The sequence below is a fragment of the Butyricimonas faecalis genome (assembly GCF_003991565.1).
In the GTDB taxonomy this organism is placed as follows: domain Bacteria; phylum Bacteroidota; class Bacteroidia; order Bacteroidales; family Marinifilaceae; genus Butyricimonas; species Butyricimonas faecalis.
Map to the genome: position 1 here is coordinate 4,222,242 of NZ_CP032819.1, position 26,080 is coordinate 4,248,321.

Below are 26,080 nucleotides of genomic sequence, written 5' to 3' on the forward strand. Positions count from 1 at the left end.
GGGGAAACCGCTTGGTAATCAATCCTCCCCTTGTGTAAAGGGGTAGCTTGTTGATAGGAATAAGACTTGTTAGATAGTCCCTTTGTGTCTTAATTACGTTAAAAAACAGTTATGAAAACAATTATCTTTTACGAGGAAAAATTATTAAGGAGAAATTGGTTGTTCTACTTTTTTATTCTCGGGGTTTTAGGTTACATCGTGGGTGTTTTGATCCCGTGGAATGCCAAACAGGTGCTGTGGTCGGATGTTGCATTGGCTTCGTCAGTTTTTTCTCGAGGGATTTCTTTTTTGAATTTGTTTCAATCGGTGATTGTTGTTTTTCTCGTTTGTGATATTCAAAGGAAACGGAACAAGGCAGAAACTCGAGAGACTTTTTCTATCCGTCCCGTTGGGAATGGACGTTTTTTTCTTGGAGAATTCTTTGGTATTTTCTTACCGTTCCTTGTGGTGGATGTTGTTTTCATGATTGTTTGCGCGATGATCCATATAGTCGTGCCTGATTCGCCTGAGAATCTTTGGGTATTTCTTTTTTATTTTTTCGTGCGAGTGTTGCCTCCGCTTATTTTTGTTTCCGGCTTGTCTTTGCTTGTTACTAAGTTGGTGAAATTACCTTTTGTTAGTTGGTTTGTTCTGATCGGTTTTCTTTATTTTTCATATGCGTTCTTGGTGTCCCCCTTGTATGGGGTGTTGGATTTCCGGGGATCTTTGTTGCCAGACTCTTTTTCGTCATTGGTCGGATTTATACATGTCGAGGAGAATTTGATGCAACGAGGGGCTTTTTTGTGGTTGGGAATTAGTTTCCTTTGTTTTGCCGCTTCTCTCGTGAAAAGGTTGCCCAATATTCCCGGTAGAAAGTTTTACCTTATTGTTCCCGCTTGTTTGTGTTTGATGGTTTCCTTGTGCCTGGGGGCTCTTTATGTCGGGAAGTATCAAGCCCGCTTGAAAAACAGGGGTGCGTTCAGGGAAGCTATTCTTGAATACGGCAAGTGCCCCACGGCACGTGTGCTTGAACACGAGATCACGTATCGTCCCCTGGGGGATAAATTTTCAGCAACGAGCCTAATGAAAATACAGAATCGGCGGAAAGCGGAGATGGATAAGTTCCCTCTTTTTTTAAACCCGGGACTCGAAATTTCTAAGATTGAATCCGACGGGCAAAGAGTGGCTTTTCGCAAAAATCGTCAAGTTGTTGTTGTTGAACGAGCGTTGGCTTGTGGTGAGATAGTCGAGCTAAAGATTGAATATGAGGGCAGTATCGATGAGGATATTTATCAGGTGAAAATTCTCGACGAAGATTATTTCGCTCCTGTTGTTTATTCTTCGTACCATGAAAATTACGGAAAACGTGCGGCTTTCGTGTCGCGAGGTTATACGTTGCTCTTGCCAGAAGTGATGTGGTACCCGATGGCGGTGTTGCCCGGGGGAGCAGCAGGTAAGGAGTTGAATTTCACGAGTTATGTGCTTCGGGTTGAGAACCCGGGGAGAATATGACCGTTGTGTCACAAGGTGAACAGCAGATGAATGGGGGTAATGTTGTATTTGAAAATGTGCAAAAACTGACCGGATTGAGTCTTTGTATAGGAGAATTCCAGAAGCGGACGGTGACAGTCGATTCCTTGACGGTGGAGTTTTATACGGGTCCGGGCAATGATTTCTACATGAAGCATTTTGACAAGTGGGATGTATTGAAAGAGGAGATGCCGGGGCGAGAGAAAAGGTTGGCAAAAATATTTAACATGTGTAAGGGGATGATAGAGGAGAATCAAGCGGAGCCTTATCCTTTTAAGTTTTTTAAGATGATAGAGACCCCTCCTTCCTTTTTACGAGGTTTTTTGTCGGGGGATAACGTGCAGCCTGAAATTGTGTTTTTCGAGGAACGGTTTGCGACAACGGATCATTATAAACCAGATGCAATTGCCGGGGAAGGTGGTGTGCAGGAAGGGATGCTTTACGAAAATCTGCCTTATAATTTAAGTAGGATGAATATAGACCGTATTTTTACGGAATTTACTCGTGGTGTGACTTCCGAGAGATACCGGGGAATAAATTTAATATACAATGAGTTGTTGGACGAAAAAATGTTGTATCGGACAATACGTCCAAGAGTATTGAACCATGTTGTAGAAAAGGGATTGGAAGGATGTATGGCGGAAGAATATGGTTCGGAACAAAGTTTGGCGATTTCTTTAAAAGTTTCTCAGTTGCTAGGATACTTGACGTCAATAACGACTAGGGATTCCTTGAAGCAATTTATGCAGGAATTTAGTGCAAGAGCTCATTTTCATGAAGTTGATTTTGAAATGTTTATTGACGATTTTGAACGGTGTTTCGGGCAGAATATTCGAGAAACTCTGGATGAGTGGTACGCGAGCCGTGCGATTCCGTGGTTGCGGATAAAAGATTTGTCCATTAAAAAGACGGAAGAGTTGCAGGTTTTGGACTTCAAAGTGGGTAATTTTAGTGAAACGGACGGGGTAATATCGATTATCACTATGGGGACAACAGAAAGCGGGAGGGATAAGATTGAAGATAGGCGTAGTTACTTGATTAAAGCTGGGGAATGCAAACGGATAGTTGTGCATGAAGACGGGAGATACGGTTTGAAGTTGACTACTAATTTTTCAGGGAATATGCCTAAAACGTATTCTCTTGATGGAGAACAGGTTTTAAAGTATGATGTGATCCCGGATGAAGGAGTGACGTTACTTGAGAGGGAGCAGTTTTATCCTCCGGGAGAGATTGTTGTTGATAATGAAGATAAAGATTTCCACTTGATTGATTCGATCGGTGATCGAAAGCGATTGGCTGATCTGTTCACAAAAGAGAACGAGGACATATACACGAATGCCCTGAATCCTAAAGTCAACACGTGGGGAAAGCCTATCCTGTCAAACGGATTTGATTGGTTTTACGGGGAAAGTGTTCTTAGTGTTTTTGTCAAGAGAGCCGGAACAGGTAGATGTAAGGCGGAATGGGTGGCAGATATTCCTGAAACAAGTAAATATGAGATTTTTGTCTATAGAACCTATAGTGGCAGTACTCCTTCGGACGGGAAGGAGTGTCCGGAGTTGAAAAATTATTATACAGTTTATACTCCGGAAGGGGAGGAGGAAGTTGTTTTAAAATTTGAAAAAGACGATACTGGCTGGATTTTTTTAGGTATGTTTACTTTGCCGGTGGGAGAATGTCGTGTCGTCTTGGATGATCGAGGGGCTTCTTTTCTTATAGGGAAGGGACACGGGGATTCTAAGGAGTACATCCCATGTATTGTTGCCGATGCCGTGAAATGGGTAAAGGTAAAGTAGAGAGGATTGCTGAGATTGTTTTGTATTTCTAAGTGGAAAATAGTATCTTTACACGCTTAAAATTTTATTAGTGTTGAAAATATTTGGTATATGGAGTATTCTGTAACGAGAGTTCATGTCTCTGGTTGTAAATCAAAGGAGTATTTCATGTCACTTGGAACATAAAATTGGATATTAATATGAAAGGACTAAAAATTGTTGTTCTTGCTAAGCAGGTTCCCGATACGAGAAACGTGGGGAAAGATGCAATGAAAGCGGACGGAACTGTAAACAGGGCAGCTTTACCTGCCATCTTCAATCCTGAGGATTTAAATGCTTTAGAGCAAGCTTTAAGATTAAAAGATACAATTGAAGGGACGACCGTTCATGTATTGACGATGGGCCCCGGCCGTGCTGCCGAGATCATTCGCGAGGCTATGTACCGTGGGGCAGATGGAGGTTATTTATTGTCTGATCGTGCTTTTGCCGGTTCGGATACGTTGGCAACTTCTTACGCTTTGTCTTGTGCGTTACGTAATTTGGAATATGATTTGATTGTTTGCGGTCGTCAGGCTATTGACGGGGATACTGCTCAGGTAGGTCCGCAGGTGGCTGAGAAATTGGCTTTGCCGCAGGTTACTTATGCTGAAGAAATTCAAGGCTGTGACGGGAAGATCGTGACGATCAAACGTCGTTTGGAAAGAGGTATTGAAGTGGTTACTTGTCCGATGCCTTGCGTGGTGACCGTGAACGGTTCTGCTGCACCTTGTCGTCCGAGAAACGCCCGTTTCGTGATGAAATATAAAAATGCAAAAGGTACTCAAGAGGCGCAGGATGCTAACGAGGATTATTTCGCATTGGTGAACGAACGTCCGTATTTGAAATTGACGGAATGGAGCGTGAACGATATTCAGAGTAACCCGGAGGATCTCGGTTTGAGCGGATCGCCGACCAAGGTAAAGAATATCGAGAATGTGGTGTTCCAAGCTAAAGAGGCTAAAGTACTTTCCGGTACGGATGCAGAGTTGGATGCCATGATGAAAGAGTTGATAACTAACCATACAATTGGATAATTTACGATTTTAGATTTACGATTTTAGATTAGATGAACCTAATCGTAAATCATGAAATCATAAATCATAAATTATAAAAGAATTACAGAATGAACAGTGTATTTGTATATTGCGAAATAGAAGAGGGTACGGTTGCAGACGTGAGTCTTGAATTATTAACCAAAGGACGTGCCCTTGCTACAAAACTTGGCGTGAAGTTGGAGGCTATCGCTCTGGGCGAAGGCTTGAAAGGTATTGAAAAACAAGTATTCCCTTATGGTGTGGACGTGCTTTGGGTGGGTGACGATGCTCGCTTGGCTCCTTACACGACGTTACCCCACACGAAGATGTTGGTACGTTTGTTTGACGCGGAGAAACCACAGGTGGCTTTAATGGGAGCAACCAGCGTGGGACGTGATTTGGGTCCTCGCGTGTCTTCTGCATTGCATAGCGGATTGACGGCAGACTGTACGAGTCTTGAAATCGGTGAATATACCGACGCCAAGAGCGGGAAAAAATACGAGAATTTGTTATACCAGATTCGTCCGGCCTTTGGAGGAAATATCGTGGCCACGATCGTAAACCCGGAATGTCGTCCGCAGATGGCGACGGTTCGTGAAGGTGTGATGAAGAAAGAGATCTTCAATCTTCAACACCAGGGAGAAGTGAAGAAATTGAACGTGGACGAATATCTGGATGATACCGACTTGGTGGTGAAAGTGATCGAGCGTCACATGGAGAAATCCAAAGTGAATATCAAGGCTGCCCCGATCATTGTTGCCGGTGGATATGGTGTCGGTTCAAAAGAGAACTTTAATCTGTTATACGAACTAGCTGCCGTGTTAGGAGGGGAAGTCGGTGCTTCTCGTGCTGCTGTTGATGCCGGGTTCTGTGAACATGAACGCCAGATCGGACAGACAGGAACAACGGTTCGTCCTAAATTATATATCGCTTGCGGTATTTCCGGACAGATTCAGCATACGGCCGGAATGGAAGAGTCTTCTATGGTGATTGCTATTAACACGGACGCAAACGCTCCGATTAATAAATTTGCCGATTACGTGATCACGGGTGACTTGAACGTGGTTATCCCCAAGATGATTCAGTATTATAAGAAGAATAGCAAGTAAAATTATTTACGATTTACGATTGAGGATTTACGAAGAAAGAGGGGTTTTGTGGGGAGAAATCTAAAATCATAAATCACTAAATCTAAAATTAAAAAAGGTATGGCAAATTTCTATACAGATAACGAGGATTTAAAGTTCCACTTGGGACATCCCTTGATGCAGAAGATTGTTGCTTTGAAAGAGCGCAATTTCGAGGATGCAGGGAAATGCGAAATCGCACCGCGTGATTTCGAGGATGCAATGGATAATTATGATAGAGTGTTGGAGATCGTGGGAGATATTTGTGGTAACGTGCTGGCTGAAAATGCAGAGAGCGTGGATCACGAGGGACCGGAAGTAATTGACGGTCGGGTAAAATATGCTGCCGGAACTCAACAGAATCATGATATGCTGACTCAGGCCGGATTGTACGGTATGTCATTACCGCGTGAGTATGACGGGTTGAATTTCCCGATGGTGCCTTACGTGATGGCTGCAGAGTTAGTTTCCCGTGGTGATGGCGGTTTTGCTAACATCTGGGGCTTGCAGGATTGTGCTGAAACCATTCACGAGTTCGCTAGCGAGGAGCAAAAACGTCAATACTTACCTCGTGCCGCTAAAGGCGATACTTACGCCATGGACTTGACCGAACCGGATGCAGGGTCGGATTTACAGTCTGTACAGTTGAAAGCTACCTATTGTGAGAAAGACGGGAAATGGTATCTGAATGGAGTGAAACGTTTCATCACGAATGGAGATGCTCACATTTCATTGGTACTTGCTCGTTCTGAAGAAGGTACACATGACGGACGTGGTTTGTCCATGTTTATCTATGACAAAGCTAACGGTGGAATGACTGTTCGTCGTATCGAGAATAAATTGGGAATCAAGGGGTCTCCGACTTGCGAGTTGGTGTTCAAGGATGCACCGGCAGAATTGGTGGGAGAGCGTAAACTTGGATTGATCAAGTACGTGATGTCTTTGATGAACGGTGCCCGTTTGGGTGTTGGTGCTCAATCTGTGGGTATTGCTGAAGCCGCTTACCGTGAAGGTTTGAAATATGCTCAAGAAAGACGCCAGTTCGGTAAAGCAATTATCGAATTCCCGGCTGTGTACGAGATGTTGACCAATATGGAGGCGAAGTTGCAAGCCGCTCGTTCTGTTCTTTACGAGACCAGCCGTTTCGTTGATATGTACAAAGCTTACACGCACATCGCTAACGAGCGTACATTAAATAAAGAGGAGCGTGAGGAGATGAAGAAATACCAGAAGTTGGCTGATATTTTTACTCCGTTATTGAAATTGTTCTCCAGCGAGTATGCAAACGAGATTGCTTATGATGCATTGCAGATTCACGGAGGTTCCGGATTCATGAAGGATTATCCGATTGAGCGTTTGGTTCGTGATGCTCGTATCACTAATATTTATGAGGGGACTTCTCAGTTGCAGGTCGTGGCTGCCATCCGCGGTGTGACCACGGGACAATTCTTGAAACAAATTCGAGAAGAATACGAGCAAGCTTCTATCTGTCCGGAGCAAGAATATATTCGCGAAATATTGAAAGGTATGACCGGGGCATTCGAGGCTGCCGTGACAAAAGTAACGGCTGTTGGAGAGACGGAATACGTGGATTTCCATGCACGTCGTTTGGTTGAAATGGCTGGGTATATTATTTTAGGTTACTTGCTGTTGCTAGATTCTCAACGTTGCGATCGTTTTGCTAAATCTGCCGAGATTTTCGTGAAATATGGTCAGGCAAAGGTGGCAGGATATGCTGCATTTATCAATGATTTCGAATTGAAGGATTTGGGAATGTATAAAAAATAATATAATCGAAGCATGATTATGAAAAGGGGAGGCGTTAAGACCTCCCTTTTTTATTCCGTTTTCTTTATTTCAATGGGTTTATAATTTTCTCTTTCTTGACGATCTGTTGTGGCTGCACAACTGATACCCCGTTCTTTCATGGCTTTGTTTTTCCCGATATGGGTATCGGGGAATTTCTTTTTCTTGCTGAAAAAAGTAGAGATCCCCAAGCCAATAAAAGCCAGGCCGATCAATACGACTATAATAATAAAGTAGATTCCTATCATAATGGTTTGTTTTAATAAAACAAATATACCCATATTACTTCGTTTTCCCAAGGGAATGGAGGGGGATTCTTGATGGCGATATTTTAAAGATACCCAATGAATTGTAATTTTAAGAATACAGGGAGTTTTGATTCGAAATTGGTAAGAAAGAGGCTATGAATTCGTGTTTATATGGTGTTTTGAGAGGTTTTTTCGTATAAAAACAAGAATCGTTAAAAAAAAAGATTAAAAAAGGCTATTTATTACGTTGTTTTTTCTACATTTGAGGTGCAAAGTCAAATAAAATTGAGAAACAATGGAAGGATACGAACAAAACGACGGAATGGATACGAATGATAGAGATGAAATCTATTCCAATGCAGTGAAAGCAGGGAAAAGAACTTATTTTTTTGATGTGAAGGCGACCCGTAATAATGATTACTATTTGACGATCACCGAAAGCAAGAAAAAATTTGATAATAACGGTAATCCAAGCTACGAGAAACATAAAGTGTTCTTGTATAAAGAAGACTTTGACAAGTTTGTCGAGGGCTTAGAAGAGGCTATTGGCGTGGTAAAAGCTGCAATCAATGGCGAACTTCCGGAAAGAAATACGGACCTGTAAATGATACTGTAATAAATATGGAAGCGGGATGCACGATCAGTGAGTCCCGCTTTTTGCATGAACTCCTTTTTTGTTTTTTCTCCATTGAATTTTGAGTATCTTTGTGAGGATAGAAAGAAGAGAAACATGGAGAATAAGCCGTTGGCAGAGCGCATGAGGCCGAAGTCTTTAGAAGACTATATCGGACAACAACATTTGGTAGGACCAGGCAAGGTGCTACGAAAGATGATTGATTCGGGAGTGGTGTCTTCCTTTATTTTATGGGGGCCTCCGGGTGTCGGGAAAACAACGTTGGCAATGATAATCGCGGAACAGTTGAAACGTCCGTTTTACGTGCTGAGTGCCGTGAGTTCCGGGGTAAAGGATGTGCGAGAAGTGATACAGAAAGCCGAGGGACAGCGATTCTTTAATACGCCGAATCCCATCTTGTTTATCGATGAAATCCATCGATTCTCGAAAGCCCAGCAGGATTCCTTGCTGGCAGCTGTCGAGAAAGGTACCGTGACTCTTATCGGTGCCACGACTGAAAATCCTTCTTTCGAGGTGATTTCCCCGCTTTTATCCCGGTGTCAGGTGTATGTGCTAAAATCTCAAGAAAAGAAAGACCTTGAAGATCTGATAGATCGTGCCGTCACCAAAGATTATTACTTGAGTAAGCGGAATATCACGGTGAAGGAGAAAGAGGCCATGATTTCTTATAGTGGCGGTGATGCCCGAAAGTTGTTGAATATTTTGGAGTTGGTGGTAAATGGATTGGGCGAGGGGGATATTGTGATCGATAACGAGGCGGTGCATCGGGAACTGCATGAAAACCCGTTGATGTACGATAAGGATGGGGAACAGCATTATGATATTGTTTCCGCGATGATCAAGTCCATCCGGGGAGGTGACCCGAACGCGGCGGTTTATTGGATGGCTCGTATGTTGCAGGGGGGAGAGGATCCGAAGTTTATAGCCCGTCGTTTGATTATTTCTGCGGCAGAGGATATCGGGTTGGCTAATCCGAATGCAATTTTGATCGCGAATACTTGCTTTGAAGTGGTGCATAAAATCGGTATGCCGGAAGCTCGTATCCCGTTGTCAGAATGCGTGATCTATCTGGCGACTTCACCGAAGAGTAATTCCGCTTATCTGGCTATTGATGCGGCTATTGCTACGGTGAAACAGACCGGAAATTCTCCGGTACCCTTACATTTACGCAATGCCCCGACCAAGTTGATGAAGGATTTGAATTACGGTCAGGATTACAAGTACCCGCATGATTATCCGGGAAATTTTGTAGACCAGCCATATTTGCCGGAAGAGTTGAAGGACAAGAAGTTTTATCAGCCTCAACCGAATGCTCAAGAAGCGAAGATTCTGGAGCGCCTGAAGGCTTGGTGGAGAAAATACAGGGGATGATAATTTAGGATATAGGATTTGAAATTTTAGAATGAAATCATAAATTTAAAGTTGTATCATGGATAAGTTGATAAATCAGGAGATGTTTTTTTTGTTGGCCGGGCCTTGCGTGATCGAGGGGGAGGAGATGGCTTTAAATATTGCTGAACACGTGAAGAAGGTGACGGATCGTTTGGGAATCCCGTACGTGTTCAAGGGGTCGTTTAAGAAGGCCAACCGTTCGCGTCTGGATTCTTTCACGGGGATCGGGGACGAGAAGGCATTGAAGATATTGGCCAAGGTGAAAGCCGAATTCGGCATCCCGGTGGTTACGGATATTCACACGGAACGAGACGCGGAAATGGCTGCCGAATACGTGGATGTGTTACAGATTCCGGCTTTCTTGTGTCGTCAGACCGATTTGTTGGTGGCTGCCGCGAAAACGGGAAAAATGGTGAATATCAAGAAAGGACAGTTCCTTTCTCCCGAGGCCATGAAATTCGCCGTGGATAAGGTGAGGGAATCCGGGGATGACCGGGTGATGGTTACAGAACGGGGAACGACGTTCGGGTATCAGGATTTGATCGTGGATTACCGCGGCATCAGTATCATGCAACAAGCTTGCCAGTGTCCGGTGGTTGTGGATGTGACACATTCTTTGCAACAACCGAATCAAGCTTCCGGGGTAACCGGAGGACAGCCCGCGTTAATTGAAACGATTGCCAAGGCCGGAATTGCCGTGGGGGCAGATGGTATTTTTATTGAAACTCATGCTGAGCCTCGTTGTGCCAAATCGGATGGGGCAAATATGTTGCGCTTGGACCTGATCGAAGGATTACTGGAAAAACTGGTTCGCATTAGAGAAGCGATAAGATAGTTCATGAAGTTGATAGGGTGGTCCATAAAGGGATTGTTTAACGACTACCTCCCCTAACCCCTCCTTGCACAGGAGGGGAAACCGCTTGGTAAGCAGCCCTTCTGTGTAAGGGGGAGTTGGAGGGGGTAGTTTGTTTAACAGGATAAAGCAATTTTGCCTTATAAACTTTGTGGACCACCTTACTCTTCCACGTATATTTCTAAGATTTGCGTTATATCATCGGGGTATAGTGTGAGATTTTTAAAGCAAGCGGGAATAAGAACGGTTTCCCCTTTGTTGACTAACACCGGGTCACATTCACCGGTTGTGATGGTGAATGTGCCTTGCAGACACATGTAGATAACAAATGAGTCGAGGTGAACATACTCTTTTTCAATATCCCGGTCAAAAACAAGTAGATTTGTAGTGAAATAGGGGCATTTCACGAGTCTTGTGGATTGATTGTCCTGAGGGGTATAGTTTACCCGGTGTTGTGGTTGATAGCTATAATCGATCACATCGGTGGCTAGATCCGTGTGCAGTTCGCGGGTGTTCCCGTTAGCGTCCTTCCGGTTATAGTCGTAAATCCGGTACGTGATGTCGGAAGTTTGTTGAATCTCCGCAATCAAGCATCCTTTCCCGATAGCGTGTACCAGTCCGGCGGGAATAAAGAAGCTTTCCCCCTTTTTCACTTTCTGGACATTCAATAAATCCATGAGTTTGTTTTGGTGTAATGCCTGAAGATAGGTTGCCTTGTCTATTTCCTGATTGAATCCCAACACGAGGGAGGCATCCTTTTCCGCGTCGACAATGTACCACATTTCGGTTTTGCCGTAGGCGTTATGGCGTTCTTTTGCGGTCTTGTCATCCGGGTGAACTTGGATGGACAGGTCATCGTTCGCATCGATATATTTAATTAATAGAGGAAATTCAATCCCGAATTTCTCGTAAATATGATCTCCGACAAGGTCGCCCATGTACACTTCGATTAGCTCTTGCAAATCGTTGTCAGCAAGGATTCCGTTTGAAACCACCGAAATATTGTCTTCCACGGCCGATATTTCCCAGCTTTCACCAATGGATTCTTCGTGTTCTTTACTTTTGTAAGCTAATCTTTCACCTCCCCATATCTTTTTTTTGAGAATTGGATGGAATTTTAACGGGTATAACATGATTTATTTTTTTGTTAGGCATAATTATTGTACTAAGAACAAAGATAGGAATTTTGTGACTGGGGGATTATAATTTATGGATTAATTTTGCGATAGAATTACGGTTAATGATATAAAACGGAGTGAAATGAAGAAATTAGGAATGTTAATTCTCGTTGTGGGGAGTTTGTGGTTGAGTGGTTGTAGTGACGATGACAAGGATTTTATGTTAGATATTAATCGAATGACAGGTGTTGATTGGTATTACAATAGAACCACGAATAAGAATTACTTGTCATTCTCGGATGAAAACGTACTGCAAATACATCGTTTTGACAAAAGCGGGGGAATAAATGGCATTGATCTGCGAGGAGTGATTGATTCGGTAGCCGGAACATGGCGGGATGAAGGGGAGAACATTCTTGCCGTGGATTGGAAGGATGGGAATACCGAAATGTGGACGGTGGAAAATTGTACGTCTCGTGAGTTCGTCGTGAATAATGGATGGGGTAAACGGGTATATGTCACGGTGCCATCCTATCTTGAGAATTTGACAGGTGATGCTTTCTGGGTAAATAAATTTGTAGATGGAGTAAGTAAGCCCCAACTTGGTTTCCGGATCTCAAACGATCGAAGTATGCGTGCGGGGTATGTACTAGCTTTGTTATCGGACGATAAAATAGAACTGAAAGGTTACGGTAATGTTTGGAAAGGAGAGGCTGACATTAGTCGGGTAGAGGATCGAAGAGTTCGTTTCTCTTGTCGTATCGGCTCTGATTACGTGAAATTTGACGAATTTATCACGGCAGATAATTTCAGTTCCATGCGATTAACGGACATTGATTTTACTTCATCAATAAAGGCCGGCTATCCTAATCAGTTGGAAATCACGTGGAATAAATTTGAGGGAGAAAACGTGTATTACAAGATGGAGGTGTATTCAAAGGACAATGAAGCCGATGTGTATTTTGAGAGTGGATTATTCCCTTATGACAATGGTAGATATATCCTTAACGAGAGTACTATCGGGAAAATTAATAAATTGGATAAAATTAATTCCAAGAAAGAGTACACTCTTCGTTTGACTGCTGTTATGTTGGAGTCCGGTGTCGCTTCTAATAGTGTAATAGCAGAAAGTCACGTACAAGCAGTCGTGTACGTGACAGATAAATGCCTACTTGGCAGATAGCAAGTTGAGATTATTCTAGAAGAAAATTTCTAACTGCCTGAACCAGTTTTTCCGGTTGTTCGCTATGAATCCAATGTCCACACTGTGGAAGTTCGATAAGGCGGGCAGCCGGAAATTCTTTTTGCAGGCATTCCATTCCGGTGATCAAGTTGGATTGTTCGCCTTTAATGAACAGGATTTCTTTATCGTACGTCTTGTAGGGTAGTGAAGACGGACAACCGCTAATCTCGTCAAAGTGTTTACTGATGACTTGGTGGTTGATTTTCCACTCGAAACCGGAAGGCGTCTTTTTAATATTTTTCAAAAACAACTGTTGAGAACGTTCCGTTCTGAAATGTTGCCGAATGGCCTCCTTGATTTCTTCACGGCTGTGTAAACGGGAAAGATCGAAATTTGTCATGAAATCGATAATCCGGTTATGGCTTCCCCCATCTCGTTGGGAATACGATATCGGGGCGATATCCACGACAATGGCTTTATTCACGAGTTCCGGTCTTTTGAGTAACAAAGCCATCACGATCTTGCCACCCATGGAGTGTCCCATGATATGAGGCCGTACGGGGAGTTTCAGGTCTTCAATGAGTTCGATGACATCATTACTCATCACTTCGTAATTCATAGCCTCGTCGTGGGGGGATTGACCGTGATTACGGACATCCGGTAAAATGACTTGGAATTTATCTTCTAATAGATGGGCAATGGGGAGCCAATTTTCAGATGCCCCCCATAAACCGTGTAGTATAATTAAAGGAGTCCCCTCTCCAATGGTACGAAAAAATAATTTCATATTATTGCGGTGTGATTTCAGACTGGTGAACTAAGGCAAAAAGACCACACGGAAACCATAGGTGGTGTTTATTTCATCTGGTTTGCGGTTGAGACGATAGGCCGAACTGCACATCTGCGGATTCCCTGTATATGAGCCGCCGCGCGCTATGCGGAAACTACCTGTTGCAGGCCCTGTAGGATCGGTAACAGCATCGTCTGAATAGTAATCGAACCAATCGGCACACCACTCATTCACGTTTCCGTGCATGTCGTAAAGTCCCCACGAGTTGGGAGCCTTGGTTCCGACTTCGTGTGTTTTTCTTCCCGAGTTGTAGCTGAACCATGCATATGTACCGAGTTCGTTGCTGTCGTCTCCGAAAGAGTATGTTGTCGTAGTTCCTGCACGGCAGGCATACTCCCACTGCGCATCGGTTGGCAAACTGCCGCCTACCCAGTCGGCATAAGCCTTAGCTCCGTACCATGTTACGTTAATGACAGGAAAATCATCCTTGCCGTCTTGCGGTTTCCACGTACCGTTTTCGTAGTTCACTCCATCTGTATCTATCTTAATCAACGCCTGTTCTTCTGTCTGCTCATTGCCCTTTCCGTCGGGATAGGAAACCTGTCCCTTACCGTCTTCTCCGACTCCCGTTGCATTTAGGAAAGCTGCATACTGGGCGTTGGTTATCTCGTATTTGGTCATATAAAAATCATGCGATAAGGTTACTTCATGAACGGGCTTCATAGATGCGTAAATACTCTCTGCATCACCCATCATAAACTTGCCGGCAGGAATAAGTACCCTATGCAAATTTTTAATATCGTTCGGCAACGAACGGGTAAAAATTACTGCTTTTTCGGCTTGCAATTCCAACTCCGCATCAGGACCGCTACCTTTGTAAAGTACCCCCTCGTTAGAAATCAGGAACAAATCCGAACCGCCTTGTAGCGTCTGTACGGGAATGACTGCCCGGTACGTGTAATTGTTGTAACCATCCGTACCCGGTTTTCCGGTAAGGTACATTTTCACGTTCCCCGTTTCGGTTTTTGTTTGCACGATGGGAGTATTCTCGCTTGTTAGATTTAGTGTTGCTCCTGTCTGTACACCTTTAAGGCTTACGGTCATGTTTTCGCTCGCACCCAAACCTTTCCCCAGTGCCTGAGCCGGAACTTCTACTTGGATCATGACAAATTCATGTTTAAATGACAGGGAAACTGTAGAACCTACTGATAGGCCCTGCGTGTTCGTTGCTGTCATCAGATCGGAAAGGCTGTAATTGGATTGTTTATCATTGTCCTCGCCCGTCGTACCGCTTTGGTCTGATTTTACTTGAAATGTAATGTCTGCCGGATCGGATACCGTTGCGTCGTAAGGATAATAGGCATAGAATTTCAATGTTTTGCCTTTCCAGTACAAACCGTCACTACTATTCCATTCGGAACCGTCATAGGTCACTTTTGCGTTATTGAGAACTAAATTGTTATTGGCGTCGTAGGCAAAAATACCGATAGCGTCGCCTTTCTCCCAGGTACTTTCAAATTCCGCGTCTGTTGCTACTCTCGCGGCGGAAGTGAACCCGATATCGAAACGTATGTCCCCGCTTCCGGTCGTATCGCTGTTAAAGCTTTCTTCGCTGCAACCGGCTATCATGGAAAGCAAGCCGGACAATAACAGGAATAAATTCAATCGTTTGTTCATATTTTGGGTATATTTTATTTTTGTTGTTTTAGTATATCTTTATCGTTTTAGCACGTTTCATGATCTGCTTTTTTCTTGTTCCCTTGATTCGTCTTCTTCCATGTGGACGGAGAACAACCCTCTTTTTCTTTGAATGTCTTTATGAAATGGCTCATTGACAAAAAGCCTGATATCCCGGCTATTTCAACAATGGTTTTCTCAGGGTATTGAATAATCTTTCGCTTGGCATATTCCATGCGCAGTTCGGTAATCCAGTTGCGGAAAGACATATTATACTCCGTGTTTATATATGTCGAAAGGTAAGTACGGTTTGTGTGAAGCTCTTTAGAGAGTTCTGTTATGGTAAGTCCCGGATGAACATACTTGTCCATGTTTATCCACGCGTTGATTCTCTTCCCGATTATTTCGGTCGAGTTACCGGGCAACTCATGGGTATTCCCGTCTTCCTGTTCAGGGGTGTATAAGACTTCATTTTCCGAAGGCATTTCATTTTCCATCGCGTTTTCCACTTGCTCGTAAAACAGCAGGTAATTCTGGTAACAGATATAGAGGTAAATGTAAAATGGAACTGAAGAAAGAATCCATATAAAAATATATTTGTCCGGGAGAAAAGTTAGCGCCCCGCATCCTACGCCGAATATGATGGCCCAATAGGTAAAGACGGACATCCAATGGATGTATGTCCCGATGTCATCCGAAAAAGAATTGTTTAAAATCGTAACGGCCTTTTTGTAGGCGAGAAGAAGTCTTCGGGACAAAACAAGGCCATAAATGATCAGCCATATCGCCATGGCGATCAAGCCCACCTTTTGTACCATCCCTTCGGGCAGGACAAATAGTACGATCCCGGAAAGTAATGAGAACGATATCCACATGCCGATATGGATGCCAAACCTTTTCCGCGTAATGTAGAATCGGTTGAGCAGAGACGTCAGTGCCGAACTGAAGAGCCAGTAACACAAGAAATAGGTGGTCAGGTTCATCAATATAGCTGCGTTAGGATTCAGATACCTGATTTCGAAGAAAAAGTGCATGGAGTAGTTCACCGCGAGCAACAACAGGGCTACCCCCATAATACGTCGTGAGCGCAGATAATTATTAAAAATATTTTTGTCCGGAGTTTTTGAGAACAAAAAAGAAAAGCCGAAGAATAACATCAACGGCAAGGCAACGCAAAGTGAATAACTATATATCATGTGCTCCATTACAACATCCGTCGGTTGATTTTGATCATTTACTGTAATTGGGCAACACGGCTTGTATGTGCGTGTCCTTTATAATGCTAAACAATACCATAAAAGCGCCATCACCCACGTGCAAAATTATAAAAATATTTTTTGAGCAACAATGAAAAAGAGGGGCTTTTTCTTCCGCAGATTCAACTCCCTCCCGGCTTCGCCGTATTGAGCCCGAAAGGGACTCGAACCACCTTTCGTTTGACAGATTCCGAGCAAGCTCTTCGTCTGTTCTCGCTTACCCGGTGGTTTCCCTCTATAAACAGAGGGAGAGCTGAAATATACACAATCTTCAAGAAGAAGTACCAACTCTCCCCCTGTGTAAGGGGGAGAGTTGGAGGGGGTAGTGACACACCCTCTGTTTATTACCGGGAAGCTGGAGAATAAAAACAAGGCTAAAAGAAAAGAGTCCGGTGCAATACCGGACCCTTTTATATACATCATCGTGTTAAATCGTCCAACTGTACTAGTCTTTCAATTTAGCTTTCAAGAACTCTCTGTTCAAGCGAGCGATATGCTCGATAGAGATGCTCTTCGGACACTCTGATTCGCAGGCACCCGTGTTGGTACAGTTACCGAATCCGAGTTCATCCATTTTAGCCACCATCGCTTTAGCACGGCGAGCAGCTTCGATTTTCCCTTGCGGAAGAAGGGCCAACTGAGAAACTTTTGCAGCCACGAAAAGCATGGCTGAAGAGTTCTTACAAGTGGCGGCACAAGCTCCGCAACCGATACAAGCGGCTGCATCCATAGCCTCGTCGGCAGCCGGCTTGGCGATTGGAATTGCATTTCCGTCAGGAACACCACCGGTGTTTACTGAAACGTATCCTCCAGCCTGCAGAATTTTCTCATAAGCACCGCGGTCTACGATCAAGTCTTTGATTACTGGGAAAGCCCCGCAACGCCACGGTTCGATCGTGATGGTTGCCCCATCCTCGAAACGGCGCATGTGTAATTGACAAGTGGTCACGTCATCATCTGGTCCGTGTGCGCGTCCATCGATGAATAAACTACAGGTTCCACAGATACCTTCGCGACAATCGTGATCGAAAGCCACCGGTTCTTTGTTCTCGCTAACCAGTTGTTCATTCAAAATGTCAAGCATTTCAAGGAATGAGCTACCGGTTGAAATATCATGAATCTTGTAAGTTTCAAACCCACCTTTTGATTTTGCATCTTTTTGACGCCAGATCTTTAGGGTTAGTTCTTTTAATATTTTATCTGCCATAACGATTTTTCATTTAAGATTATTTATAAGAACGTTGAGCTACTTGGATGTTTTCAAATACAAGGTCTTCCTTGTGTAATTCAGGTTCTTTGTCATCTCCCTTGTATTCCCAAACGGAAACGTACTGATAGTGCTCGTCATCACGTTTTGCTTCACCTTCCTCGGTAACTGATTCCAAGCGGAAGTGACCTCCACAGGATTCGTTACGATTCAAGGCATCCAAAGCCATCAAGTGTGCGATATCGATGAAGTCTGCCACACGTCCGGCTTTTTCAAGCTCGTTGTTCATCGCAGTAAACTCTCCGGTTATGCGCAAATCCTTGTAAAACTCTTCTTTCAATTCGGCAATCAATTGGATTGCTTTCTTCAAGCCCTCGGCCTCGCGAGCCATTCCGATGTAATCCCACATGATGTGTCCCAACATTTTGTGGAAGTGATCCGGTGATTTCGTACCCTTGATGTCGTACAATTTACGCAGACGATCGGTAACATTCTTTTCGGCCGCGTCGAATTCCGGTGTATTTGTTTTGATTTTCGGGGTTTGAATATCATGGGCGAGATAATCTCCAATCGTGTACGGTAACACGAAATAACCGTCAGCCAAGCCTTGCATCAAAGCAGATGCTCCCAAACGGTTTGCACCGTGGTCAGAGAAGTTACATTCTCCGATAGCGTACAATCCCGGGATGGTAGTCATCAAGTTATAGTCAACCCAAAGACCTCCCATAGAGTAGTGGATAGCCGGGTAAATCATCATCGGATTGTGGTACGGGTCAACAGCAGTGATCTTTTCGTACATCTGGAACAAGTTTCCGTAACGTTCCTCGATCACGTGTCTTCCTAAACGTTCGATAGCGTATTTGAAGTCCAGGAACACGGCTTTACCGGTGTTGTTTACTCCGAATCCGGCGTCGCATCTCTCTTTAGCGGCACGGGATGCCACGTCACGCGGAACCAAGTTCCCGAATGCCGGGTAACGACGTTCCAGGTAGAAGTCACGATCCTCGTCCGGAATATCGTTCGGGTTTAACGTGCCGGCTTGTAATTTCTTGGCATCTTCCAATTTTTTCGGAACCCAAACACGTCCGTCATTACGTAATGATTCGGACATCAAAGTCAACTTACTTTGTTGGTCTCCGTGTACGGGGATACAAGTCGGGTGGATTTGCACGAAACAAGGATTTCCGAACATGGCACCGCGTTTGTAAGCTTGCCAAGCAGCACTACCGTTACATCCCATAGCATTGGTTGACAAGAAGAACACGTTTCCGTATCCTCCGGTAGCCAGTACCACGGCATGAGCACCGAAGCGTTCGATCTTTCCAGTGACTAAGTCACGGGCAATAACACCTCTTGCTTTTCCGTCCACGATAACAACATCCAGCACTTCGTGACGGGTATATGATTTGATTTTGCCTTTTTCAATCTGGCGGTTCATTGCCCCATAGCATCCTAACAACAATTGTTGTCCGGTCTGACCGCGAGCATAGAATGTACGGCTAACCAATGCTCCTCCGAAAGAACGGTTGTCCAAAAGACCGCCGTAATCACGGGCAAACGGTACACCTTGAGCCACACACTGGTCAATGATGGCATTACTTACCTCTGCCAAACGATACACGTTAGCTTCACGAGCACGGTAGTCACCACCTTTGATAGTTTCATAAAATAGCCTATATATAGAGTCGTTATCATTCGTGTAATTCTTGGCAGCGTTGATACCACCTTGTGCAGCGATAGAGTGTGCACGACGGGGAGAGTCTTGATAGCAGAATGTGGTTACATTGTATCCTAGTTCAGCAAGACTGGCAGCAGCCGATCCTCCGGCAAGTCCAGTACCCACGATAATAACATCAAGTTTTCTTTTGTTAGCAGGGCTCACAACATTGATATGGGCTTTGTGATTCGACCATTTCTGGGCTAGTGGGCCTGCTGGTATTTTAGCGTTTAATTCTGTCATAACCTTAGTAATTTTAAATTTTAAGTTTTAAATTTTAAATTTAGATCGTTGATTCATGCAATTTAAAATCTACAATCTATAAATTTAAAATTGTTGTTAGTTTGCCAGTCCAAGCATGAAATAAAGCGGAATGATGCTAAAGCCTGCAGCAATGATGAAAGCGAAGATTTTAGCCAAGCATTCCAGTCTTTTTCTCCAAATTTGGTTACAGAAACCGATAGATTGGAAAGCAGACCAGAAACCGTGGGTCAAGTGCAATCCCAAGAAGATACCTCCCAAGATGTAAAGCAAGCAATAGATGATACTTGATTTAAATAGTCCGGAAACCAAAGCGTAGGTGTTTTCCATGGCAGTACCGTCTACGTTGATCTCTGCTAAAAGAGGATCCCCGGCAAACTTGATTTTCCACCAGAAGTTCCAAAGGTGAACAAGTAAGAAGATCAAAACCAAACCACCCAAGATGTACATGTTTCTGGATGACCATGTACAATTCCCTGATTGTCTGCGAAGATCGTACTTGATAGGACGTGCGCTTCTGTTTTGAAGAGTCAGGATAGAAGCCAAGATGATATGGATAATGAATCCTATGGCAAGAATCGGCTCTACGATTTTAATGATAGGATTTGTAGCCATGAAATGGGCTCCGATATTAAACAAATCTCCACTATTATCTACAATCAAAAGTAGATTCAGTGCTAAGTGGACGCACAAAAACGCAATAAGAAAAAGGCCTGATAAACTCAGAATGATCTTTTTCCCGATCGACGATGTTAAGAAATTACTCATAATTGGGTCTATTTATTGATAACTATTTAAATTCTTTATCTGGCACAAAAGTATCTATTTTTCCGTCATTTTAAACGGGTTTGCCTATTTTAAAATCATTCTAAATATACTGAATTTTTTCCGTAATGAAGGAGGTTGAAAAAGAGTATAAAAGTCGGAAGTCCATAAGGTCAAAAGTCTATAAAGTCCATGGACTTTCGACTTTTTTAGTTTACGAACTCAGTTGTCCATTGCTTTATAAATAACTTCTTGAATTTTAGTACGGATATTGTCTTTGATCAGTTTGTCATTGAATTCGTTGGGATAAAGCCGGTTGGATAGAAAGATATATATCAATTGATTGTCCGGGTCATTCCATGCGATGGCTCCCGTGAATCCCGTGTGCCCGTAGCTGGAGCAAGGGGCTTCCTTGCAGGTTGGGCCTAATTTGTTGGGCAGGGTTTCCGGTTTGTCGAACCCGAGTCCCCGTCTGTTCTGTTCGAGAGGTAATTGGGTTTGAGTGAAAAGGTCAATTGTCGTCGAATCGATGAAACGTTCTCCCCCGTACGTGCCGCGGTTCAAGTAAACACTCATGATTTTGGCCAGGTCTTCCGCGGTGGAAAATAAACCGGCATTTCCGGACACACCGCCCATGAGTGCCGCGATCGGGTCATGCACGTACCCGTGTAGTTGGGATTTTCTGAAAATATCATCTTTATTAGTGGGGACCACTCTTTTCATGTCAAGATTAAAATGAGCGTTGAAGTCCGTGTTATAGGCTCCCAGTCTTTTAAAGAAATGTTTCCGGCAATAAACGTCAAAAGGGGTGGCGGACTGTGCTTCCACGATGTCCTTTAACAACACGAATCCAAGGTCGCTGTACGTGTATTTTTTCTGGGGCAGCAATTTGGAGTTTAAAATCAAGTCGTGAATGGAATCCTGGAAATGTTTGTGAATATAAAAATGTGGGGAAACAACCAGGTAGCCTTCGCCTCCCGTGAAATTGAACGTGCTGTCCCGGTACGTGAATTTGGGATTTACGTAGAGTCGATCCCGGAGTTTGCGGGTATTGGTTTTCGTGTATTTTGTCGTGAATAACCGGCCTTGCATCTTGTCCCAGTCAATCGCGTGCTGGAAGAAAGAAAAAGATGCCTTTAGTCCGGACGTGTGCAGCAACAATTCCTTGACGGTGATATCTTGCTTGTCGGTTTCCCGAAGCGCGTAAGAGTATCGGACAATCGGGGAGTCGAGCGCTATATGTTGCTGGTCATAAAGCATCATGACAGCCGGAAGGGTGGCCGCAATTTTCGTGATAGAGGCAATGTCGTATATATTGTCGGTCGTGTTTTTCTTTTTTTTATCATACGTGTTGAAGCCAAAGGCTTTGTTGTAGACAATGTAACCGTCTTTTGCCACGAGTACCTGACAACCGGGCGTGGCCTTTGTTTTTATGGCGGCTTGGCATATGCTGTCAATTTTAAGCAGCGTCTGAGAATTCATGCCGCAACTTTCCGGCCGGTAATATCCCAACCGTAATTTCGGGGTGGACAACCCGGTACCCGCGGGATAGTAGAGGTTGATGCTCACGGGCAATTTCCCGTTCACGTTGATGCCCCCGAAAATGGCTTGGGCGGCAAACTGCTGGGCGGGAGTGTCATGTGAATAGCTCACGATGATGGCATCCATGGGGAGGTAGCTGTACAGGTCGAGCCCGTAAGGCGTGGCCGGATGGCAGAACACGATATGTTTCCCTTTCAGTTGCTTGATGATATTGACAAGTTCCATGGTCGCCCCGAATTGTCGGGAGGCCATGTTACGGGCGGCACTGTTGTACAGGATGACACAATTGTATTTTGATAGATTTTTGATCAGTTGTTCCACTTTCTCTTTTGAGGATCCGGGCGATAGAGAAAAGTGGGCACAAGGAGCGTATTTCTCCAAGGTACTCTCGAAAGCGGTCGCTTTCCGGTCGCCAAAATTCAAAGAGGCTATACGTAGCGTGTCCACGTGTGTCAGTGGGAGTAAGAGATCGTCATTTTTCACGAGCGTGATCGCTTTGGCGTATGCCTCTTGTAATAATGCTTGGGCAGATGGAGAACTTAATCGTTCGGTCAGCCGGACTGTATCCACGGGAGTAGCATACGGGAGCACAAATTCGGCTTTTGCTTCGAGGACTTTGCGGCATTTTTCATGGATCATTTCTTCCGAGAGAATGCCTTGCTGGATGGCTGCTTTGATCTTCTTCACGGAGGCCTCCACGTCTTCTGGGAACAACAGCACGTCGTTGCCTGCTGCCAGCGCCTTGACATCAGCATCCCCGGGAGTCTTTCCTTGGGTGACACCTTTCATATTCATGGCGTCCGTGAAACAAAGACCGTCGAAGTGCAATTTCTCGCGTAGCAGATCCGTGACGATCTGTTTGGATAAAGAAGCCGGGATATTGGCCGAATCGTAGGAAGGTACGTTTAAGTGGGCAATCATGACTCCCGGTATTCCTGCCTCGAAAAGCTGGCGGAAGGGATACAACTCAACCGTGTCAATACGTGCTACCGTGTGACGGATCAGGGGTAATGCCAAGTGTGAATCGACGTCCGTGTCCCCGTGTCCCGGGAAGTGTTTGGCCACGGCCATCACGTGCTGGGATTGCAGGCCTCGCATGTATTGCAGGGTGCGGTTGCCAACCTCCTCTTTCTTTTCACCGAACGACCGAATGCCGATCACCGGATTTTTGGGGTTAACGTTTATATCGGCCACGGGGGCAAAGTTCACGTGAATGCCCATGGCGCGGCATTGCTGTCCGATGGCTGCTCCCAGACGGTAAATCAGATTCGTGTCTCGAATGGCTCCCAATAAGGTCTGGTTGGGAAATTCCATGGCGGGCTTAATCCGCCAACCGACCCCATTTTCGGCATCCATCCCGATCATGAGTGGAATTTTTGCGCTTTGCTGGTATTTATTTGTCATCAAAGCCTGCTTTAGGGGACTGCCTTGAAAGAAAATGATTCCCCCGATATGATATTTTTCAACGGTAGCTCCTAAGTGGTTTTCGTACACGCTGTCTTTGTTGCTGTAGGCGGCAACCATGATCAGCTGTCCGATCTTTTCATCCAGGCTCATGGTATTTAATGTCGAATCGGCCCACGCGGACTGGGCTTGACCGTGAAATGAGGGGAGGAGCATGCAAAATAGTCCGATTGCGGAAAGGAGCTTGTGCATGGTAGTTGCAAATTTTAGCGTTAGAGGTTGGTTAAAAAAAGTGCGGCAATCAATTTATGTTTGCCGCACTTGTATCGATAGCTTGAAAATTATTTCAATAATTCAGCAATCTTTTGTTTTAATTCATCGCCTCTTAAATTCTTGGCAATGATTTTGTTATTTTCGTCTAATAATACCGTGTGAGGAATTCCGGTTACACTGTACAATTGAGCAGGAGCTGATTGCCAACCTTTCAAGTCGGAACCGTGTTTCCATACCAAACCGTCATCAGCGATAGCTTTCACCCAAGCCTCTTTGTTGTTGTCCAAAGATACACCGAAGATTTCCAATCCTTTCGGGTGATATTCTTTGTAGATCTCAACTACATGAGGATTCTCTCCGCGGCAAGGACCACACCATGAAGCCCAGAAATCGATTAATTTCACTTTACCCTTGATGTCATACAAAGAGATAGACTCTCCTTCCGGGGTAGTGATCGTGAAGTTAGGAGCGATTTGGCCAATGGCAGTGCTTTCTAATTTAGCAATTTGAGCAGCGATAGCTTTACCTTGTGCGCCAGCTTTTGCTTTTTCGCCCAGTAAATTATATCTTTCTTTCAATTGCTCGTATTCCATTTGTCCCATGCCGGAAGCGATAACGAAAGCTGAAACGTAAGAATCCGGATTAGCTTTGATTAATTCGGTTTCTTTAGCTTGAACATCCGTCATTAATTTAGCGTATGCTTCTTGGATGGCTTGAATTTTAGCCTGATCTCCGTTAGCTGCTTGGAATTCTTGTTGCAACTTCATGGCTTCTTGTTGAGCTGTTGCGTTGATAGCCATGAATTGGTCATATATTTTTTGACCTTCGCTACCGGTAACCGTCAATCCTGCTTGTCCGGCACTGATCGTGATGTTTGCATTTTCCAACATGAATGGGATCGCTCCTCTTTGACCGATAACCATGATGTAAGCTCCGGTAGGTTCGCTTACGTTTCCGGTAAATTCAAATGAACCGTTCTTCACGTCTGCTTTTGCTAACGTGTCAAGAGTACTGCCATTAACCGTTGCGATAATGGCTTTACCGTCCGGCATTCCTTCTACCGTTCCGGTTACTTTGTAACCACTTTGGGCGTTACATGCTGCAAGAGTCATACTTGCAGCAACGATTGATAATAAAAGTTTTCTCATGTGTTTTAGTTTTCTAAATATGAAATATGTTGTCTTTAATAAATCTTAGCTTTCATAAACCAGATCTCTTTAAAGGCAATGTTTATTCTTAATTTTGCGTATTTCTCCAAAATTTGGTTATTCCGGTGAGTTCCGCGCATACCTAAATCAACGGCGACTCCCAACATCAACTCCTGACGGGCCAGGCGAAGAGGCATCTGGGTTCCGATGGTCACGCCGTAAGTGTTTATGTCGGTGGAGTTGAAATTAAGATGTGATCTGGTAAAATAAGTTCCTGCCATATACTTATTTCTTTGCCACCAATAACGCCCATTCTCGTTGGGTTGTAGATATGCCCCCATGGCTATCTTATGATAGTTTTGATACTCCTTGTTTGTGTGGAATTCTTCATATTGTGACATATTTTGAAATGTGTAATCTCCGGCAAAAAGCCATTTTTGATTACTTTGGTAAGAAAGTCCTGTTACAATTCTAAATGGGTAAAAGACGCTACTATTTTCCAAAGATTCATTGTCAACTGGAATCATGGATGAATTAGTATTACTTATTTTGTATGAAACAAAAGTCTGATTGGCGTGAAGCGGGGTTCCAAAATTAAAACTTGTACCTATTACAAATTTATTTTTTCCACCAATAGAAAACGGCATTTGTGCTCCTAATGTAAATAGAGCACTTCCCATTTGGGTAACAGTTTGCGTTTTCATATAATAGCCGCTAGTGGCAGGTTGTAAAACCAATGTCAAGCGATCATCAATTCTCCCAAATAAATAAGACATGTTTACCCCTAAGGATAGGCGTCCCAGTTGATAAGCTGCCCCTAAATAAACTTCATTTAATCCACCTTCTCCTTCGATATGTTGGATATAACGCATAGAATAGTCACCTCGTACATCATTGTTATATAATACGTCAAATCCTCGATTTGATCGCTGAAGAATACCAAATGATACAAATAATTTTTTGTAAACACGGAATGCCATTACGACTTCTCCATTTTGAGCAACTTTATAGTTTGTATGCGTCTTGTTAGTTGAAATATCAACATATTCTCCAGTAATTCCTGATTGAAAATAAAATCTGACAGAATCTAAGGCTGTGTAAGAAGCTGGATTTAAAAAATTGATATTGTAATTATCGCGCATGGCGGCAGAAACTCCTCCCATTCCTGTAAACGCTCCGTAATTGTCAGGCAATAATCCAAAACCTTCTTTTGAATAAGGTGTTCCTGAATTATTTTGCGCCCAAGTATTTATTGCTATCAATAAAATAATGATACATCCTAATAACTTTCTCATAAGTTTCATTTTTGACACTACGTAATA

Annotated in this window: 21 protein-coding genes; 10 read left to right on the forward strand and 11 right to left on the reverse strand. The window is 43.8% G+C overall.

All coding sequences use genetic code 11. From position 1 onward, the window contains the following. The first annotated feature begins 111 nt into the window (after positions 1–111). The 5 genes from D8S85_RS22025 (at position 112) to D8S85_RS18065 (ending at position 7,272) form a co-directional block, all read left to right on the forward strand. Positions 112–1,491: an ABC transporter permease gene (locus D8S85_RS22025; RefSeq protein WP_240648727.1), complete on the forward strand. Its 1,380-nt coding sequence runs from the start codon at positions 112–114 to the stop codon at positions 1,489–1,491. Then, positions 1,488–3,305 (forward strand): carbohydrate-binding protein, encoded by a 1,818-nt coding sequence (locus tag D8S85_RS22030; protein ID WP_240648730.1) that lies wholly within the window; start codon positions 1,488–1,490, stop codon positions 3,303–3,305. The genes D8S85_RS22025 and D8S85_RS22030 overlap by 4 nt, the downstream gene beginning before the upstream one ends. 179 nt (positions 3,306–3,484) lie before the next feature. Further along, positions 3,485–4,357 (forward strand): electron transfer flavoprotein subunit beta/FixA family protein, encoded by an 873-nt coding sequence (locus tag D8S85_RS18055; protein WP_106481700.1) that lies wholly within the window; start codon positions 3,485–3,487, stop codon positions 4,355–4,357. An 89-nt stretch (positions 4,358–4,446) separates the two neighbouring features. Next, positions 4,447–5,466, forward strand: a complete 1,020-nt coding sequence (locus D8S85_RS18060) for an electron transfer flavoprotein subunit alpha/FixB family protein (protein WP_106481702.1) — start codon at positions 4,447–4,449, stop codon at positions 5,464–5,466. A 99-nt stretch (positions 5,467–5,565) separates the two neighbouring features. Beyond that, positions 5,566–7,272, forward strand: coding sequence for an Acyl-CoA dehydrogenase C-terminal domain-containing protein (locus D8S85_RS18065; protein ID WP_106481704.1), 1,707 nt, complete (start codon positions 5,566–5,568; stop codon positions 7,270–7,272). Between the two features lie 50 nt (positions 7,273–7,322). Here the strand turns inward: D8S85_RS18065 and D8S85_RS18070 are convergent, their stop codons facing one another. Then, positions 7,323–7,538 (reverse strand): hypothetical protein, encoded by a 216-nt coding sequence (locus tag D8S85_RS18070; RefSeq protein ID WP_106625168.1) that lies wholly within the window; start codon positions 7,536–7,538, stop codon positions 7,323–7,325. Positions 7,539–7,833: 295 nt separating this feature from the next. Here D8S85_RS18070 and D8S85_RS18075 point away from each other — a divergent pair, with 295 nt between their 5' ends. The 3 genes from D8S85_RS18075 to kdsA all read left to right on the forward strand — a co-directional run bounded on the left by D8S85_RS18075 (position 7,834) and on the right by kdsA (position 10,399). Beyond that, positions 7,834–8,142 (forward strand): DUF3276 family protein, encoded by a 309-nt coding sequence (locus D8S85_RS18075; RefSeq protein ID WP_106481706.1) that lies wholly within the window; start codon positions 7,834–7,836, stop codon positions 8,140–8,142. Positions 8,143–8,268: 126 nt separating this feature from the next. Then, positions 8,269–9,543 carry a replication-associated recombination protein A gene (locus D8S85_RS18080; RefSeq protein ID WP_127075473.1) on the forward strand — a complete coding sequence of 425 codons (1,275 nt, stop codon included), beginning with the start codon at positions 8,269–8,271 and terminating at the stop codon, positions 9,541–9,543. 58 nt (positions 9,544–9,601) lie between these two features. Then, positions 9,602–10,399, forward strand: a complete 798-nt coding sequence (gene kdsA / locus D8S85_RS18085) for a 3-deoxy-8-phosphooctulonate synthase (protein WP_106481710.1) — start codon at positions 9,602–9,604, stop codon at positions 10,397–10,399. Between the two features lie 179 nt (positions 10,400–10,578). Here the strand turns inward: kdsA and D8S85_RS18090 are convergent, their stop codons facing one another. Continuing rightward, a complete protein-coding gene (locus D8S85_RS18090; RefSeq protein WP_106481712.1) occupies positions 10,579–11,550 on the reverse strand; it encodes a type I phosphomannose isomerase catalytic subunit in 972 nt (323 codons plus the stop codon). Positions 11,551–11,677: 127 nt separating this feature from the next. On the opposite strand from D8S85_RS18090, the gene D8S85_RS18095 reads away from it, so the two are divergent. Continuing rightward, entirely contained in the window at positions 11,678–12,718 is a 1,041-nt protein-coding gene (locus D8S85_RS18095) for a hypothetical protein (protein ID WP_106481714.1), read from the forward strand. A gap of 10 nt (positions 12,719–12,728) precedes the next feature. Here D8S85_RS18095 and D8S85_RS18100 read toward each other — a convergent pair whose 3' ends face one another. The 3 genes from D8S85_RS18100 to D8S85_RS18110 are packed head-to-tail and all read right to left on the reverse strand — an operon-like array spanning position 12,729 to position 16,390. Next, the gene (locus D8S85_RS18100) at positions 12,729–13,505 is read right to left on the reverse strand and encodes an alpha/beta fold hydrolase (protein WP_106481716.1); all 777 of its coding nucleotides are present in this window, start codon (positions 13,503–13,505) and stop codon (positions 12,729–12,731) included. Positions 13,506–13,535: 30 nt separating this feature from the next. After that, on the reverse strand, positions 13,536–15,185 hold the full coding sequence (locus D8S85_RS21600) for an SUMF1/EgtB/PvdO family nonheme iron enzyme (RefSeq protein ID WP_158641631.1): 1,650 nt from the start codon (positions 15,183–15,185) through the stop codon (positions 13,536–13,538). 47 nt (positions 15,186–15,232) lie between these two features. Then, positions 15,233–16,390 carry a helix-turn-helix domain-containing protein gene (locus tag D8S85_RS18110; RefSeq protein WP_127075475.1) on the reverse strand — a complete coding sequence of 386 codons (1,158 nt, stop codon included), beginning with the start codon at positions 16,388–16,390 and terminating at the stop codon, positions 15,233–15,235. A 132-nt stretch (positions 16,391–16,522) separates the two neighbouring features. On the opposite strand from D8S85_RS18110, the gene D8S85_RS18115 reads away from it, so the two are divergent. Beyond that, the gene (locus D8S85_RS18115; RefSeq protein WP_127075477.1) at positions 16,523–16,807 is read left to right on the forward strand and encodes a hypothetical protein; all 285 of its coding nucleotides are present in this window, start codon (positions 16,523–16,525) and stop codon (positions 16,805–16,807) included. Positions 16,808–16,886: 79 nt separating this feature from the next. Here the strand turns inward: D8S85_RS18115 and D8S85_RS18120 are convergent, their stop codons facing one another. The 6 genes from D8S85_RS18120 to D8S85_RS18145 all read right to left on the reverse strand — a co-directional run bounded on the left by D8S85_RS18120 (position 16,887) and on the right by D8S85_RS18145 (position 26,053). Then, the gene (locus D8S85_RS18120) at positions 16,887–17,648 is read right to left on the reverse strand and encodes a succinate dehydrogenase/fumarate reductase iron-sulfur subunit (RefSeq protein WP_027201261.1); all 762 of its coding nucleotides are present in this window, start codon (positions 17,646–17,648) and stop codon (positions 16,887–16,889) included. Between the two features lie 19 nt (positions 17,649–17,667). Next, positions 17,668–19,608 carry a fumarate reductase/succinate dehydrogenase flavoprotein subunit gene (locus D8S85_RS18125; RefSeq protein ID WP_106481723.1) on the reverse strand — a complete coding sequence of 647 codons (1,941 nt, stop codon included), beginning with the start codon at positions 19,606–19,608 and terminating at the stop codon, positions 17,668–17,670. Positions 19,609–19,704: 96 nt separating this feature from the next. Next, on the reverse strand, positions 19,705–20,394 hold the full coding sequence (locus D8S85_RS18130) for a succinate dehydrogenase cytochrome b subunit (RefSeq protein ID WP_106481725.1): 690 nt from the start codon (positions 20,392–20,394) through the stop codon (positions 19,705–19,707). 219 nt (positions 20,395–20,613) lie between these two features. Further along, positions 20,614–23,589 carry a glycoside hydrolase family 3 N-terminal domain-containing protein gene (locus D8S85_RS18135; RefSeq protein ID WP_127075479.1) on the reverse strand — a complete coding sequence of 992 codons (2,976 nt, stop codon included), beginning with the start codon at positions 23,587–23,589 and terminating at the stop codon, positions 20,614–20,616. An 89-nt stretch (positions 23,590–23,678) separates the two neighbouring features. Further along, the gene (locus D8S85_RS18140; protein ID WP_106481729.1) at positions 23,679–24,758 is read right to left on the reverse strand and encodes a TlpA disulfide reductase family protein; all 1,080 of its coding nucleotides are present in this window, start codon (positions 24,756–24,758) and stop codon (positions 23,679–23,681) included. 35 nt (positions 24,759–24,793) lie between these two features. After that, complete coding sequence (locus tag D8S85_RS18145) at positions 24,794–26,053, reverse strand: hypothetical protein (protein WP_106481731.1); 1,260 nt, start codon at positions 26,051–26,053, stop codon at positions 24,794–24,796. Positions 26,054–26,080: the final 27 nt, after the last annotated feature.